At 62.4% G+C, this 15,631-nt stretch carries 16 protein-coding genes; 7 read left to right on the forward strand and 9 right to left on the reverse strand.

Translation table 11 applies throughout. The features are described from left to right. Positions 1-5: 5 nt before the first annotated feature. Together F3H98_RS15095 and F3H98_RS15100 are read right to left on the reverse strand one after the other, a co-directional pair. Positions 6-881 (reverse strand): uracil-DNA glycosylase, encoded by an 876-nt coding sequence (locus F3H98_RS15095; protein WP_425294849.1) that lies wholly within the window; start codon positions 879-881, stop codon positions 6-8. Between the two features lie 54 nt (positions 882-935). Beyond that, on the reverse strand, positions 936-1,562 hold the full coding sequence (locus F3H98_RS15100; RefSeq protein ID WP_244621739.1) for a hypothetical protein: 627 nt from the start codon (positions 1,560-1,562) through the stop codon (positions 936-938). 247 nt (positions 1,563-1,809) lie between these two features. Here F3H98_RS15100 and F3H98_RS15105 point away from each other — a divergent pair, with 247 nt between their 5' ends. Together F3H98_RS15105 and F3H98_RS15110 are read left to right on the forward strand one after the other, a co-directional pair. Continuing rightward, positions 1,810-3,492, forward strand: coding sequence for an electron transfer flavoprotein-ubiquinone oxidoreductase (locus F3H98_RS15105; protein WP_149760965.1), 1,683 nt, complete (start codon positions 1,810-1,812; stop codon positions 3,490-3,492). A 137-nt stretch (positions 3,493-3,629) separates the two neighbouring features. Continuing rightward, positions 3,630-4,226: a DUF922 domain-containing protein gene (locus F3H98_RS15110; protein WP_149760966.1), complete on the forward strand. Its 597-nt coding sequence runs from the start codon at positions 3,630-3,632 to the stop codon at positions 4,224-4,226. Positions 4,227-4,276: 50 nt separating this feature from the next. Here F3H98_RS15110 and F3H98_RS15115 read toward each other — a convergent pair whose 3' ends face one another. Beyond that, entirely contained in the window at positions 4,277-5,302 is a 1,026-nt protein-coding gene (locus F3H98_RS15115; RefSeq protein ID WP_149760967.1) for an endonuclease/exonuclease/phosphatase family protein, read from the reverse strand. A 135-nt stretch (positions 5,303-5,437) separates the two neighbouring features. Here F3H98_RS15115 and F3H98_RS15120 point away from each other — a divergent pair, with 135 nt between their 5' ends. Then, complete coding sequence (locus F3H98_RS15120) at positions 5,438-6,343, forward strand: alpha/beta fold hydrolase (RefSeq protein ID WP_149760968.1); 906 nt, start codon at positions 5,438-5,440, stop codon at positions 6,341-6,343. Positions 6,344-6,448: 105 nt separating this feature from the next. Continuing rightward, positions 6,449-7,048 carry a DUF922 domain-containing Zn-dependent protease gene (locus F3H98_RS15125; RefSeq protein WP_149760969.1) on the forward strand — a complete coding sequence of 200 codons (600 nt, stop codon included), beginning with the start codon at positions 6,449-6,451 and terminating at the stop codon, positions 7,046-7,048. Positions 7,049-7,060: 12 nt separating this feature from the next. On the opposite strand, the gene F3H98_RS15130 is transcribed toward F3H98_RS15125, so the two are convergent. The 3 genes from F3H98_RS15130 to F3H98_RS31095 all read right to left on the reverse strand — a co-directional run bounded on the left by F3H98_RS15130 (position 7,061) and on the right by F3H98_RS31095 (position 9,014). Then, positions 7,061-8,563 (reverse strand): AMP nucleosidase, encoded by a 1,503-nt coding sequence (locus tag F3H98_RS15130; RefSeq protein ID WP_149760970.1) that lies wholly within the window; start codon positions 8,561-8,563, stop codon positions 7,061-7,063. A 70-nt stretch (positions 8,564-8,633) separates the two neighbouring features. Continuing rightward, on the reverse strand, positions 8,634-8,831 hold the full coding sequence (locus F3H98_RS15135) for a hypothetical protein (RefSeq protein WP_149760971.1): 198 nt from the start codon (positions 8,829-8,831) through the stop codon (positions 8,634-8,636). 33 nt (positions 8,832-8,864) lie between these two features. Continuing rightward, on the reverse strand, positions 8,865-9,014 hold the full coding sequence (locus tag F3H98_RS31095; RefSeq protein WP_188130433.1) for a hypothetical protein: 150 nt from the start codon (positions 9,012-9,014) through the stop codon (positions 8,865-8,867). A 150-nt stretch (positions 9,015-9,164) separates the two neighbouring features. Here F3H98_RS31095 and F3H98_RS15140 point away from each other — a divergent pair, with 150 nt between their 5' ends. Continuing rightward, positions 9,165-9,893, forward strand: coding sequence for a glutathione S-transferase family protein (locus F3H98_RS15140; RefSeq protein WP_149760972.1), 729 nt, complete (start codon positions 9,165-9,167; stop codon positions 9,891-9,893). A gap of 58 nt (positions 9,894-9,951) precedes the next feature. Here F3H98_RS15140 and F3H98_RS15145 read toward each other — a convergent pair whose 3' ends face one another. Then, entirely contained in the window at positions 9,952-10,296 is a 345-nt protein-coding gene (locus F3H98_RS15145; RefSeq protein WP_149760973.1) for a DUF2147 domain-containing protein, read from the reverse strand. A 434-nt stretch (positions 10,297-10,730) separates the two neighbouring features. On the opposite strand from F3H98_RS15145, the gene F3H98_RS15150 reads away from it, so the two are divergent. Both F3H98_RS15150 and F3H98_RS15155 read left to right on the forward strand, forming a co-directional pair. Continuing rightward, complete coding sequence (locus F3H98_RS15150; protein WP_149760974.1) at positions 10,731-10,997, forward strand: SEL1-like repeat protein; 267 nt, start codon at positions 10,731-10,733, stop codon at positions 10,995-10,997. Between the two features lie 276 nt (positions 10,998-11,273). Next, positions 11,274-12,392 (forward strand): ABC transporter substrate-binding protein, encoded by a 1,119-nt coding sequence (locus F3H98_RS15155; protein WP_149760975.1) that lies wholly within the window; start codon positions 11,274-11,276, stop codon positions 12,390-12,392. A gap of 75 nt (positions 12,393-12,467) precedes the next feature. Here F3H98_RS15155 and F3H98_RS15160 read toward each other — a convergent pair whose 3' ends face one another. Both F3H98_RS15160 and F3H98_RS15165 read right to left on the reverse strand, forming a co-directional pair. Then, positions 12,468-14,411 (reverse strand): acetyl/propionyl/methylcrotonyl-CoA carboxylase subunit alpha, encoded by a 1,944-nt coding sequence (locus F3H98_RS15160; protein WP_149760976.1) that lies wholly within the window; start codon positions 14,409-14,411, stop codon positions 12,468-12,470. Between the two features lie 24 nt (positions 14,412-14,435). Next, a complete protein-coding gene (locus F3H98_RS15165) occupies positions 14,436-15,197 on the reverse strand; it encodes a VOC family protein (RefSeq protein ID WP_149760977.1) in 762 nt (253 codons plus the stop codon). Between the last annotated feature and the right edge of the window lie 434 nt (positions 15,198-15,631).

Genomic DNA, 15,631 nt, shown 5'->3' on the forward strand with positions numbered 1-15,631 from the left:
CCGGCTCAGGCGAGGCCCTTCAGCTTCGCCTTCACCTCCAGGAAATCGCGCCAGGCGAGTTTCTTGTGTGCGGGATTGCGCAAGAGATAGGCCGGGTGGAATGTCGGCATGGTGGCGATCTCGGCGCCCGACTGCGTCCGGTACGTTCCCCAGTTGCCGCGCAGGCGCATGATGCCCGTCTGCGTCTTCAACAGCAGCTTCGACGACGGGTTGCCGAGCGTAATCATCACCTTGGGATTGGCGAGTTCGATCTGCCGCTCGATGAAGGGGCGGCAGATTTCCGTCTCCATGGGGGAGGGGTCGCGGTTGCCCGGTGGCCGCCACGGGATGACGTTGGCGATGTAGACCGAACTGCGGTCGTAGCCGATCGCGGCGAGCATGCGGTCGAGCAATTGTCCCGAACGCCCGACGAACGGAAGCCCTTCAAGGTCCTCGTCACGTCCGGGTGCCTCGCCAACCAGCATCAGGTCGGCTTCCGGATTGCCGTCCGCGAAAACCAGGTTCTTGGCGGTGAATTTCAGGTTGCAGCCGTCGAAGGCAGCCATCGCTTCCTTGAGTTCGGCAAGCGACCCGGCCCGGTTGGCGGCTTCCCGGGCAAGGGCTGCCTGCGCGCCGTCGGGAACGGCGGCAACCTGCGGCCTGCCGCTCGCGGGAGCATCGGGCGCCGCGGCATAACGTTCATCGCGAAACCCCTCCTCGGCCCGCGGCGTCGAATCGGCGGCCGGGCTTGCAATGCGCTCCACCGCCGGGGCCGGAACATTCTTCGTGGCGTTTGCCTGGAAGCGGTTCGGCGCGATCTCGTCCAACGCCTCGTCGACGCCCGCATCCGCGTAGAAACGCAGCAGGTCGCCAAGGTCGGGTGGTGGTTCTTTTGCCTGGATCAAGGTTCTTCTCGCTGCCACCGGGTTCGCAGATTGCCGGCTTGAACGCAAGTTTCAGGACGACGGAATGCGCGGGTCTAGCACCAGAAAGAATTTGGGCCGCGGCGTGAAGTCGGTCACCAGAAACGAAAACGAGCCGGTTTTCAGCGGGTCCAACCGGCCATTCTGGAAGAGCAGGCGATCGTAGGGTTCGAAATCGCGGCTGAATTCGGCGAAACTGTCGGACTTGATGCTAGGGGTGTTGGACTGCCGTTGATCGAAGGACAGGCCATCGCCGAACACGCTCGGCTTTTGCAGCAACTCCTGCAATTCGAACTCGAATTCGATCCAGGCCTGTCCGCTGTTGTTGAGTATTTCACTGCGCAGATAAAGGAAGCCGTTGACGACTTCCTCCGAGTTACTGAACGGCCGGATGGGGCGGATCGCGCGGATGACAAGGGTCACCGGGCTTGAAGAATTCAGCTCCTGCGTGATCACGACCGGGTCGTCCCGTGTTCCCGAGCCACTGGCGGAGGTGAGGTGGAAGCCGCCCAACTCGTCGGAAAAGGAATAGGCGCCGGCTTCGAGTATGCGGGGGCCATCGGTCTCGGAATCGGCGCCAGCTCCGGAAGTCGCCAGAAGCAGCGCAACTGCTCCCACGACGCTGAATGCCGATACTCGACCCAAGAGGCGGTGCCGCATCGCGCGACTATGACCGAGAACCGGATTTTCGCAAACTGGAAAAGGATAGGGGACGAGGTCAACGCAATTTTCCACCGCCTTCTGAATATTGACGTTTACGTTTACGTAATTTACTTTTCCGGGGACGTTGAGCTCGCGACCGAATGACCCGCCGCTTGTGTGATGGTTTCGCGTCGCGAACGGATGCGCTATGAGCGGTTGCAAGGGGTAAGTGCCTGTGAAAAGCGGGCAATCTGCGGAGGACCTGATGAGCGAGATCGAACGCGAAAGCATGGAATTCGACGTGGTGATCGTCGGAGCGGGTCCAGCGGGCCTGTCGGCGGCGATCCGGCTCAAGCAGATCAATCCGGAACTCTCGGTCGTGGTCCTCGAAAAGGGCGGCGAGGTCGGCGCCCACATCCTCTCCGGCGCGGTGGTCGACCCTATCGGCATCGACCGCCTGCTGCCCGAATGGCGGTCCGAAAGCGATCATCCGTTCAAGACCCCGGTCACCGACGACCGCTTCATGGTGCTGTCGAAGTCGGGGGCCTTCCGCTTGCCGAACTTCATGATGCCGCCGCTGATGAACAACCACGGCAACTACATCGTCTCGCTGGGCAACGTTTGCCGCTGGCTGGCCGCCAAGGCCGAGGCTCTGGGCGTCGAGATCTATCCGGGTTTTGCTGCCGCAAGCCTGCTCTACAACGACCAGGGCGCGGTCACCGGCGTGGTCACCGGCGACATGGGCGTCGAGCGTGACGGCTCGCATGGCCCCGCCTTCGCTCCCGGCATGGCGTTGCTCGGCAAATATGTGCTGATCGGCGAGGGCGCGCGCGGTTCGCTCGCCAAGCAACTGATCGCCAAATTCAATCTCTCCGAAGGCCGCGAGCCCGGCAAATACGGCATCGGCCTGAAGGAGCTCTGGCAGGTGAAGCCGGAAAACCACAAGCCCGGTCTGGTCCAGCATTCGTTCGGCTGGCCGCTCGACATGAAGACCGGCGGTGGGTCCTTCCTGTACCACCTCGAGGACAACATGGTGGCGGTCGGCTTCGTCATCCACCTCAACTACAAGAACCCCTATCTGGCACCGTTCGAGGAATTCCAGCGCTTCAAGACGCATCCCTCGATCCGTGGCACGTTCGAAGGCGCCAAGCGGCTTTCCTATGGCGCACGCGCCATCACCGAGGGCGGCTATCAGTCGGTGCCCAGGCTTTCCTTCCCCGGCGGGGTACTGATTGGCTGCTCTGCCGGCCTGGTCAACGTTCCCCGCATCAAGGGGTCGCACAATGCGGTCCTGTCCGGCATGCAGGCGGCAGAGCACGCAGCGGCGGCGATTGCAGCCGGCCGCGCCAATGACGAACTCGAAGGTTACGAGAGCGGCTGGCGCGATTCCGACATCGGCAAGGATCTGAAGAAAGTCCGCAACGTCAAGCCGCTGTGGTCGCGCTTCGGCACCATCATCGGCGTTGGCGCCGGCGGCTTCGACATGTGGACGAATACGCTGTTCGGCTTCTCGCTGTTCGGCACCATGGGCCATGGCAAGACGGACGCCGCGTCACTGGAGCCGGCGGCAAAGCACCAGAAGATCGCCTATCCCAAGCCCGATGGCGTGCTCACCTTCGACCGGCTGTCGTCGGTGTTCCTGTCCAATACCAACCATGAGGAGGACCAGCCGGTCCATCTTCAGGTCAAGGATATGGATCTGCAGAAGCGCTCGGAATACGAAATCTTCGCCGGTCCGTCGTCGCGCTATTGCCCGGCCGGCGTCTATGAATGGGTGGACGCGGACGGCAATTCGATCGCGGGCGACCCCGGCCATGAAGACGCCCGGTTCGTCATCAACGCGCAGAACTGCGTGCACTGCAAGACCTGCGACATCAAGGACCCCAACCAGAACATCAACTGGGTACCGCCGCAGGGCGGCGAGGGACCCGTCTATACGAGTATGTAGGCGCGATCTCCGGTCCTCTAGCCGTACGGATTTTAGTCCCTAGGTTGCTTTTTTGAGACCTCGGGGTCGCGGACCATATCCTGATATTGAAACACGGCCGTGGATGTGCTGTGTTTCGGGAAGCGGGAGATCATAAGATGCGCTCCATCGCCTGGACCGGCATACTGACAGCGGCCTTGCTCGCCGGCCTCACCGGTGGCGCCTCGGCCGGGGTCAAGGTCACCGTCACGAAAGCAAGCTATCAGATCAGCGGCAAGTCAGGCGCGACGCTGCTTGACGCCATGGAGCGTCATGGCCCGAAGCACGGCCTGCTGACCCGCGCCATCGCCCAGACCAAATACACGGTTGGATGGAACGTTACCTGGGCGGAAAAGGATGGCGCGTGCCGGGTCAAGAGTGCCGATGCACTGCTTTCGATCACCTACACTTACCCGCAAGTGAAGGGTGGGATGTCGCCGGCGATGCGCAAACGTTGGGCCAGCTTCATGAGCGGTGTCCGCAAACATGAGGAATGGCACGGCAGCCTCGCCCGGGAAATGGTCACGACTGCCGAGCGTTCAGTGTCGGGCCTGGCCATTGCCAACGACAGGGGCTGCCGCAAGGCGCAGGCCGAGGTCAAGAAACGTGTCAGCGCGATCTATGCCAAATATGAAAGGCGCCAGATCCTTTTCGACACCAAGGAGCATGGCGACGGCGGCAATGTCGAACGCCTGATCGCCCGTCTAAAAGACTAGCCGATCCGCCGTTGGAGCGCGCAAGCCACTCTATCTGCTTCAATTTGGCCTCAGCCCCCAGGTGCGGCCTGCGGTGAAAGCGAGACCGTTTCGGTTGGCGCCGCTTCATCCGGAACCCGCGAATTGGGCTGCAGGGAAAATTCCACCAGCACCGGCAGATGGTCCGAGCCGGCATAGGCCTGCGTTTTCGCCGAATGGACAATCACATTGCCCCTTACCATCACATGGTCGATGGGCAGGCCGATCCATGGCCGCAGTGCGTTTGGAAGCTTGCGGTGCAGCCACGTCGGCCCAATCGACGGTACTGGCGTCAGCCCGCCGGCAGCCGCGACGCGGTTTGCTGTGACACTCCAGCCGACTGCGTTGAAATCGCCGGCGAGGATTGCATTGTCGTTCAACGTGCCGAGAACTCCCGAAACGTCGTCGACCTCGGCCCATTGCCAATAAGGCCAGGGCCAGCCGAGATGCAGTGCGGCCACATCCGCTACCTGCCCGCCGAAGTTGACCGGCGCGATGGCAAGCCTGCCGCGGCCAAAGCAGCGCCCGGCAACGCCTTCGGCGAAGGGGCGGCGCGAAAGGACGGCGACGCCGCCGATCCGCGTCGTGCCCTGGCAGATGACGCGGTAAGGGTAGGTCGCCGACAGCCGGTCGAGCGAAGGGATCCATTTTCCCGAGACTTCCTGGAAGGTTATCACGTCGGGTTGCGTACGGCCGACCAGCGACAACACCATTCCCGGATTCTGGTTGTCGAAGCGCAGGTTCATCTGCAGCAGCCGGTAGACCGCCCGGTTTTCGTCTTTCGGCGCGAGTGCGGCATGTACCTTGGTCATGCCAGGAAATGAAAACGAGCCTAAGGTCGACGAAAAGGCTGCGGCCGCAAACACCAGCCCTACGATTCCCTCCTTCCAGTACCCGACCATCAGCAGAAGCAGGCCTAAGAAACCCAGCAGCACCGCCAGGTGCCCACGAAAATGCGCGATGGAATCGAACGCTGGATGAAGCCGCGCCAGGAATGACAGCGACAGCAGTGCGGCAATCGCCAGCGTCGCGAAGGGAAGGATGATACGAAAAATCATGTGGCCTGTTTATGTCTTGAAAAAAGCTGGCTGAGAAGAACTTTTGATTTTGGCCGATTTCAGCCCCTCACAGATCGTTGTCAAATGATGCGGTGATCCTACGTCATCTTTGTTCGGAAAGCTGCGAGGTAGCCGATGCCAGGCGCCGATTTGTTCCCGGGGTTTGAGACCCGCAGGCTGGCGGGTGAGGGCGCTGATCTGTTCTGCCGCATTGGCGGCGACGGGCCGCCGCTGGTGCTGCTGCATGGCTACCCGCAGAGCCATGCTGCCTGGCATCGCGTCGCGCCGACGCTGGCGAAGCACTTCCGCTGCATCGTGCCCGACCTGCGCGGTTATGGCGAAAGTTCCATTCCCGAGCCGGCCGCGGACCACCGGACCTATTCGAAACGGGAGATGGCCAGCGATATCGTGGCGATCATGGCCGGCCTTGGTCACCGGCGTTTCAGCGTGCTGGGGCATGATCGTGGCGCGCGGGTGGGTTACCGGCTTGCACTCGACACGCCCGAACATGTCGAGCGACTGGGCATTCTCGAAGTGGTGCCGACCGCCGAAATGTGGAACCGCTTCGATGCCGGCATGGCGATGAGCGCCTATCACTGGACTTTCCTGGCGCAGCCGCACCCGCTACCGGAGCGGATGATCGCGGCCGATCCCGTGCTGCCCTATCTGGAATGGACGCTGGCCTCCTGGTCGCAGAGCGGCTCGCTCGAGGCGTTCGACCCCGGCGCGCTCGACAGCTACCGGCGCGCTTATGCAGAGCCGGACCGCATCCGCGCCTTCTGCGAGGACTATCGGGCGGGCGCCAGCATCGATCGCGCGTTGGACGACGCCGATTTCAAAGCCGGCCGCAAGATCGCGGCGCCTTTGCATTTCGTCTGGTCCAGCCACGGTTTCCCGGCAAAGACCGGTGATCCGATGGGCCTGTGGCGGGCCTGGGCGAAAACCGTCACCGGCGACGAGGTAAAGGCCGGTCATTTCGTGCCCGAGGAAAATCCCGAGGGTGTGCTTGGAGCCTTCATCCCGTTCCTCGCGGGCAGGTAGTCCGGCCCGCGGTGCTTGAGGGAAATGATGCGATGCATTGCCCGTGCGTCGCGTCACCCATATCTTGCGCGCGCATATCCAACTGCTGCGGGGATTCGCGTGAAAATGGTGCGTCGATTTTGGCTGCTGGCTTTGCCTGCCTGTCTCGCGGTGCTGCCCACAGCCGCGCAGGCAGCGGAATGGCAGGCGGTCGAAAAGGTCAAGACCTATGCCGTTTCCGGAACCACCGGCATCGAGCTTTACACCTCGATCGGCGAGCGGGGACCGCTGATTGGCGGCAAGGTCCGCACTGTCGCGCATACCGATTTCAAGCTGACCTGGATCAGGGACTATGTACCGCAAGACGGCGGTTGCACGCTGGTTTCGGCGCGGCCGAAGCTGATCATCACTTACACGCTGCCCAAGCCGTCCCAGCACCTGCCGGAGCCGATAGCAAAGAAGTGGGAGACATTTTACGCGGGCATTCGCGACCACGAAAAAGTGCATGGCGATCAGATCAGGGAGATGGTGGAGACGATTTTAAGCGCCACCGTAGGATTTTCCGTTCCCGATGATCCAAAATGCAAGAAGATCCGGGAAGAAATCAAAAAGCCGCTTTCGGCGGCGTCGCTTGCCCAGCGGCAGAAAAGCCGCGATTTCGACCGCGTCGAAATGGGCAAGGGCGGCAACATCGAGCAGCTGATACTGCGGCTGGTGAATCCCTGAAGACCAAATCCCTTACTGGAACGCCGTCTCCGAAAAACTCCTGAGCTTGCGTGAATGCAGCCGTTCCGGCGGCATTTCCGCGAGTTTTTCGACGGCGCGGATGCCGATCGTCAGATGTTGAGCGACCTGCCGCTTGTAGAATTCGGTCGCCATCCCCGGCAGCTTCAACTCGCCATGCAGCGGTTTGTCGGAAACGCAAAGCAGCGTGCCGTAAGGCACCCGGAAGCGGAAGCCGTTCGCCGCGATCGTCGCCGATTCCATGTCGAGCGCGATGGCGCGCGATTGCGAAAGGCGCTGCACCGGGCCGCGCTGCTCGCGCAGCTCCCAGTTGCGGTTGTCGATCGTGGCCACGGTGCCGGTTCGCATGATGCGCTTCAGGTCGTAGCCGGAAAGCCCGGTCACCTCCGCCACCGCCTGCTCCAGCGCGACCTGGACTTCGGCGAGCGGCGGCACAGGCACCCAGACCGGCAGGTCGTCGTCAAGCACGTGATCCTCGCGCACATAGGCATGCGCCAGGACGTAGTCGCCGAGCGCCTGCGTGTTGCGCAGCCCGGCGCAGTGGCCGAGCATCAGCCAGGCATGCGGCCTCAGCACAGCGATGTGGTCAGTGATCGTCTTGGCGTTGGACGGACCGACGCCGATATTGACCATGGTGATGCCGCTGTGCCCCGGCTTCACCAGATGGTAGGCCGGCATCTGCGGCATGCGCAGCGGCGAGGCGCCATCCTGCGGCGCCGTTTCGCCGACATGCGTCACCAAATTGCCCGGCTCGATGAAGGCCGTATAACCGCCGCCGCCATTGGCCATCAGGTTGCGCGCATGCACGCAGAACTCGTCGATGTAGAATTGGTAGTTGGTGAACAGTACGAAATTCTGGAAGTGCTGCGGGCTGGTCGCCGTGTAGTGCGAAAGCCGGTGCAGCGAATAGTCGATGCGTTGCGCCGTGAACGGCGCCAGCGGCAGCGGCTCGCCGGGGATCGGCTCGAACGTTCCGTTGGCGATGTGGTCGTCGGTTGCGTTGAGGTCGGGCACGTCGAAGATGTCGCGCAGGGGTCGCTGGATGCGGTCCGCCGACGAAGCGTCGACATGCGTGCCTTCGAGGAACGCAAAATGCACCGGGATCGGCGTTTCCGATTCCGAAATGGTGACCGGTACGCCGTGGTTGCGCATGATCACCCGCAGTTGGTCGGTAAGATAGCTTTCGAAGAGATCGGGCCGCGTTACCGTTGTCGAATAATGGCCGGGAGAGGGCATGTGTCCGTAGGCGAGGCGGGAGTCTATCTGCGCAAAGGAAGACGTCGTCATGCTGACTTCGGGATAGAAGGCGCGGAAGCGTTGCGGGCTGTGGTCGCCCTCGGCGAGTTTCTTGAAGGAGTCGCGCAGGAACGCTGTGTTGCGCTCGTAGAGAACGCGCAGCATGGCTACCGCTTCGGCAGCGTCAGTGAAACTTTGCCGGGCAAATGGCTCCGGACTGGCAACGGATTCTATGGGTTCTGGGTAGATTCGCTTTTCCATGACCCAATATAGAGATTTGGGTCAGCCCATGGGAGGGGGGCCATTCCAGAATCTGACGACACCCCAGCCGTCAGCCGCGCTGCAGGCTGACAAGCAGCACGAAACCCATGCCGCTCTTCTTCGGCGCCGGCGCTTCGATCGTCGTGACGCGGCTGTCGGCGCGAACACCCTGGATCGCGAGCAGCGGGCTCCACAACACCAGCATGATCGCTGCTGCGCGGGGCAGGTGGCGAAGCACTTTGAGAACTGGGTTGATCGAGCGGTTCATAGACGTTGGCCTTGGGTTGAACGGGTTGGGTTGTTATCCGCGCGGGGTGCTGCAGGAGAATGCGCAAGGCGCGGCGATGCCACGGTGGCGGTCGGAGCGCCCTGCCTCTGCGACGAGAAGGGCAAAGAACAGTCCAAACAGCGCCGTAATCAGGCAGACGATGGTGAAGCGGCGAGCGAGCATCGGTGTATCCCTCAATTCATGGACACACTTTGCCTGTTGCGGGCTGAACCGGCCCTGAGACCGCCGTTCATCCTGCGTTCAAAAACTTTGACGTGACGCGGGTGGCCCCGGCGGGCAATCTGCGCCGGAATTCAAACAGGAGCATGCCCGATGGCCACCCAGACCAAGCCGATCGAACTGCATTATTGGCCGACGCCAAACGGCTGGAAGATCACCATCATGCTGGAGGAACTCGGCATCCCCTACACGGTGAAATTCGTCAACATCGGCCGTGGCGAGCAGTTCGAGCCGTCATTCCTGAAGATCGCGCCCAATAACCGCATGCCGGCGATCGTGGATCCCGAGGGGCCTTCTTCCAACGGAAAAGGGGGCGGCGAGCCGATCTCGGTCTTCGAGTCCGGCGCCATCCTTCAATATCTCGGCCGCAAGTTCGGGCAATTCTATCCGGCGGACGAGCGCGCCCGCGTGGAGGTCGACCAATGGCTGTTCTGGCAGATGGGTGGCTTGGGTCCGATGGCCGGACAGGCGCATCATTTCCGCCAGTATGCGCCGGAGAAGATCCCTTACGCCATCGACCGCTACACTAACGAGTGCAACCGGCTCTATGGCGTCATGAACCAGCGCCTCGCGGACCGGCAGTTCTTGGCTGGCGACTATTCGATTGCCGATATGGCCTGCATCGGCTGGGTGAGGCCCTACAAGAACCAGGGCCAGGATCTCGACGACTTTCCCAATCTCAAGCGCTGGTTCGAGGCGATCATGGCCCGGCCGGCCGTCGAAAGGGCGATGGAGGTGGGCAAGGAAGAGCGCGAGAAATCCAATCTCGCCAATGACAAGGAAGCCCAGAAGGTGCTGTTCGGCCAGCGTGCGAGAGCCTGAGAGCATGTGTTCGCGGCCACCGTATGAGCGCGGTGGCCGCGGCGCGCGACACGACTAATTATTGGCGGGCCAAACTCTCGCTTTTGCAAATGATCCCGCCCAGCACACAGCCGGAGAGCGAGAGCGTGTTGCCACTGACGGAGGCTTTGCCCGAATAGGTCTTGCCCTCATCGAGTTTGTTGACCTTGCCCTTGTAGCTGCCGCCGGAGCCGGCCATGCAGCCGATAGACTTGCCCTTGTATTCGCCGGTCATAACGGTGCCGCAGAATTGTCCCCCGCTTGCGGCATATTGGATCAGTGTGCCGTTCGAGCGCTTCCAGGTGCCTTCGATAGGCTCTGCCGCCAGCGCCGCGCCGGTCATCAGTGTTGCCGCCGCAACGGCCATGCTCATTTTGCGAAACATCGGTTCCTCCCTCCGAGGGTTGCCGGCCCGGATCCTTCCGCCGCTTCCCCTTACGCAAACGTAAGCTAATCCAGTCCGGGGGAAAACAAAAGTATGACGCAGCGTCAGGTTGCGGCGATTTTCGGGCGGTTTTTTTTGCGTTGGTTTTTCAGACGGGGCGCAAATTCTTGAGCCCGCTTCCGGTTTCGTGGTTATCAAACAGTTCTTTTGCCAGGCCCAAATTTTCGACGATTTTTCGCCGAATCCGCGCCGCAGCGGCGACTCTATCCTTAATAAAATCCGAGGTTTACCTCTTGTTTGATTTTTGTTTGCGGCAAATTAAGCACGCCATTTAACGACGGATTCAAGCCTCGGCGGCATTCTCGGAAGCATCGAAAGGGCAGCTCGAACGGGACGAAAGAAGCGGCTCTCGGAGCAAGACAGGGGACGAAGAAATGGCACGTTTTGAAATCCAGGAAGCCGGCTTCGGCGGCATCGGTAGCTCGGCCCAGGCCGACATTCTTTTCGAACTCGGCATGATGTATGCGACCGGCCGCGATTGCGCCGTCGACGTTGTCGCCGCCCACAAATGGTTCAACATCGCAGCCATCAAGGGATCGGACCGTGCGGCTGAAGTCCGCGCCGAACTCTCGGCCTCGATGTCCAAGCTGGAAATCGCCAAGGCGCTGCGCGAAGCGCGCGAATGGATGACCGCACACTGACAGGAATACCGACCTTAAACAGGGAGTTCCCGGCAAAACAGAGCGGCAAAAGCTGCCATCCGGGACAACGGCGCGAAACAGGCAAGGGGACGCCTGGACGAAGCTGACAGGAAAAGCCGCGACCGGTGGGAACAACCGGCGCGGCTTTCTTGCAGCTGGATTATCCGTTTCTTTCGGCTGGCCCCGCGCGATAGACCGCATCATATGTGGCAATCCGCGTCCTGCCGCGATATCAGGATGCTTCGGGCATCGCGGATGCCGTGGAGGAACAGAGATATGATCAGGAAAACCCTTCTGGGCGCGGCTTTTTCCGGGCTTTTTCTGGTAGCGCCGGCTCACGCCGACGACATCACCTTTGCCGTCGTCGGACCGATGACGGGCCAACTCGCCAACATCGGCGACCAGTTCCGCCAAGGCGCGGAAGCGGCTGCCGCTGCGATCAACGAGGCGGGCGGCATTGACGGCCGCCAGATCAAGATCGCCATCGAAGACGACGTCTGCGATCCCAAGCAGGCGGTGTCGGTGGCAAATCGCATCATCGCCAACGGCATCAAGTTCATCGACGGCCATGCCTGCTCCGGTTCGAGCATCCCGGCCTCGGCCGTCTATGCCGAAAGCGCTGCGCTGATGATGACGCCGGCATCGTCCAACCCGCTGCTGACCGACGACGCGGCGAAGAACGGCTGGCCGACCATCATGCGCCTCTACACCCGCGACGACGCGCAGGGCGCCTTTATCGGCCCCTGGATCGCCGAGAAGTACAAGGGCAAGAACGTCGTCATCCTGCACGACAAGAGCGCTTACGGGCAGGGCGTGGCCGATGCGGTAAAGGCGACCATGAACGCCGGCGGCCTCAACGAAGTGATGTATGACGGCATCAACGCCGGTGAAAAGGACTACACGGCCCTGGTCACCAAGATGAAAGAACTGAAGGCCGATGTCGTCTATTTCGGCGGCTATCACCCCGAAGCGGGCCTCATCCTGCGCCAGGCGGCCGAGCAGAACTTCAAGTTCCAGCTGATCATGCCGGACTCCATCGCATCGCCGGAATTCTGGCAGATCGCCGGCCCGGCCGGTGAAGGCACCATGTTCGTCTTCCCGTCGGACCCGCAGTCGAAACCCGAAGCCAAGGCGGCGATCGAGAAGATCAAGGCCGGCGGCTTCGTGCCGGAAGGCTTTACGCTGTTCTCATACGCAACGATCCAGGCATTCGCCGAGGGCATCAAGCGTGCCGGCAGCGACGACCCGATGAAGGTCGCCGAGGCATTGAAGAACGGCCAGCCCATCGACACCGTCGTCGGCCAGGTGACTTTCGATAAAAAGGGCGACCTGAAGAACGCCAGCTACGACATCAACCAGTGGCATGACGGCAAGTACGCGCCGATCAAGCAGTAAGCTTCGCAGCTTAAGCAGTGCAAAAGGCCGGGTTCGTCCCGGCCTTTTTTGGTGCCTGAAGGACGTCCCGCCTGTTCAGGCCGCATCGGCTTCCACGAACCGCACCAGAACCGCGCCGTCGGTGACCTGCATTCCTTCGGCGACGATGTCGGCGATGACGCCGTCATGCGATGCCGCGATGGTATGTTCCATCTTCATGGCTTCCAGCACCAGCAGGGGCTGGCCCTTCGTTACGATATCGCCGGCGGCTGCCCGCACGATCTTGACCAGGCCCGGCATCGGCGCCCGCATGCTGTCGCCTGCGGCCGCGTCCGCAGCTTGCGCCAGCGGGTCGTGGACGGCGAAGGTATAACCGGCGGCTCCGTCGAAGACGGTGATGTGGCCCGGCCAGCGCGCCACGCGTGGTGTTCCACCAGGCGAGGGGGCGGGGGAAATCGGCGTGTCCAGTTCCACCGACCAGCGTCCGTTGACGACCGAAACGTGCGCCGAGATGTCCGTATCGCCAAATTTCAGCCGCGTGCGCCGCGGCGTGGCGTGGAAATGCGCGTAGCCGGGCAGTGACGCCCATGGATCGCCGGAAGCCGGCAGGGTTCCGATGCCGGCCGCTTCGCGCGCCGCGGCTGCGACCGCCTCCGCGCCCGGTGGCGGCACTTGCACGAGCCCGTCCTGCTTGCGCCCGATCAATCCGGTATCGACGTCGCCTGCCGCGAAGTCGGCGTCGCGGGCAAGAGCGGCGAGAAAGGCGATGTTGGTTACCGAACCGGCGATTTCGGTCGCCGCCAGAGCGTTGTCCAGCGCCTGGAGGGCCTCCGTGCGGCTGTCTGCGTGGACGACCAGCTTGGCGATCATCGGATCGTAGAAAGGTGAGATCGCATCGCCGGCGCGCACGCCGGTTTCGACCCGCAGATCGGCATCCTGAGGTGGAAATTTCAAATGATGCAGCGTGCCGGTCGCCGGCAGAAAGCCCTTTCCGGGATCCTCGGCATAGATGCGCGCCTCGAAGGCGTGGCCGTCGAGCGCGATCTGGTTCTGCGATTTCGGCAGCGCTTCGCCGGCGGCGACCCTGAGCTGCCATTCGACGAGGTCGATGCCGGTCACCATCTCGGTCACCGGGTGCTCGACCTGCAGGCGCGTGTTCATCTCCATGAACCAGAAACGGTCGGCCTTCAGCCCGTCCGAGGCATCGACGATGAATTCGATGGTGCCGGCGCCGGAATATTTGATGGCCTCGGCGGCCTTCACGGCCGCTGCCGTCATCGCCGCGCGCATTTCGCGCGTCATGCCGGGCGCCGGCGCCTCCTCGATCACCTTCTGGTGGCGGCGCTGAGCCGAGCAGTCACGCTCGAAAAGATGCACCGCGTTGCCGTGATTGTCGCCAAACACCTGCACCTCGATGTGCCGGGGCTTGTCGACATATTTTTCGACCAGCACGCTTTCGTCGCCGAAGGCGGCCTTGGCCTCGCGGCGGGCGCCGGCCAACGCCTCGGGAAAATCGTCGGGGCTGTCGACCCGGCGCATGCCCTTGCCGCCGCCGCCGGCGCGCGCCTTGATCAGCACGGGATAACCGATCTCCTTGGCCTTGCCGGCAAGCAGCACAAGCCCCTGGTCCTCGCCGTGATAGCCGGGCACCACCGGCACGCCGGCCTTTTCCATCAGCCGCTTGGCTGCGTCCTTCAGGCCCATGGCGCGGATCGAGGCGCCGGAAGGACCGATGAAGGTCAGCCCGGCCGCCTCGACCGCATCGACGAAGTCCGGATTTTCCGACAGGAAACCATAGCCGGGGTGGATTGCCTGGGCGCCCGTTTCCAGCGCGGCTTCGATGATCCTGTTGCCGAGCAGATAGCTTTCCGTGACGGGCGACGGGCCGATATGCACGGCCTCGTCGGCCATTTCGACATGCAGGGCGCGCGCATCGGCATCGGAATAGACGGCAACCGTCCGGATGCCCATCCTGCGGGCGGTTCGAATGACCCTGCAAGCGATCTCGCCGCGGTTGGCAATCAGTATTTTGGTGAACATGTACCCTCGTTTGTCACTGTCAATTCATCGGCTCGGGCCGACCAGGGAGAACGCCGCGCCTTGCGGATCCACGCAGTTGATGACCCAACTGCCGCCCGGCACTTCCATCGGCCCCATCTGGATCTGTCCGCCGTTCGCGGTAACGCGCGCCGCCGCGTCATCGATGCCGGAAACGTTGAAGTAAAAACCCCAGCACGGCATCGGGATGTTCGGCGTTCGATTCATCATGCCTCCAGCCTGTTCACCGTCGATCGCGAAGAGCTGATACGTACCCATTTCGCCCATGTCCATCGACTGGTCTTTGGTCCAGCCGAACTGGCTGGAATAGAAGTCGAGGGCCTTCTCCCAGCCGTCGGTATAGAGTTCGCGCCAGCCGATATGGCCGACCGTGCCCATCGGCGCCGGCGGCTGCTCCGGACCTTGCGGGGCGAGAAGCATGAACATCGCCCCTTGGGGATCGGCTACCACAAAGAACCGGCCGACGCCCGGAATATCCTCGGGCGCACGCTGAACGGCGCCGCCAGCCGCCCGGATACTTTCGCTCTTGGCGTCGACATCGGCGGCGTAGATGTAGCCCATCCAGGCTGGCTGTGCGCCCATGTTCGCCGCTTCGGCGGGAATGTTCATCAAACCGCCGACGGGGGTCTCGCCCGCCTTGACGATGGTGTAGGGCAAATCACCGCCGCCAAAATCCTCGGTGCTCCAGCCCACAACTTCGCTGTAGAACTTTTCCGCCGCCTTGAGATCGGAAGTCATCAGTTCATACCAGATGAATTTCGAGGCCATGTTTCGCTCCCTTGGTTGGTGTCGAACTCTTTCGCCCCCGGCCAGCGCCGGCCGGAGCATGTTCGATCGCGAGGCGGTGACGTTGCGCCCGGAAAGGGCGAACGGCAATATACTGACATCACAATCTTGACGACGCGAAGACAAGCATCGTGCAACCCGGCGAAACCGCCCTGTGGAGGGTCCCGCGCGACGCAGCCGGCGTGTTTGATGACTTGTTGGTTTGCCGCACGGGCTGCGAGTGCGCCCATGCGATGAAATTTGACGCGGACGGTTGCCCCGGTCTTGGCGCAGATGCAGGCCTGTCTGCGCGACAGGGAGAAGTTTTCCGAAGCCTGCCACAAGGTTGTTGAAGCGCATGGCGGGCGAGGGGCTTAACCTGCCGCTTGCAGTGTCCGACCGACCCGCGAGACAGGCCTCGGCCAACATCGTCATCT

It is taken from the genome of Neomesorhizobium albiziae, from assembly GCF_900114255.1.
Taxonomy (GTDB): Bacteria; Pseudomonadota; Alphaproteobacteria; order Rhizobiales; family Rhizobiaceae; genus Neomesorhizobium; species Neomesorhizobium albiziae.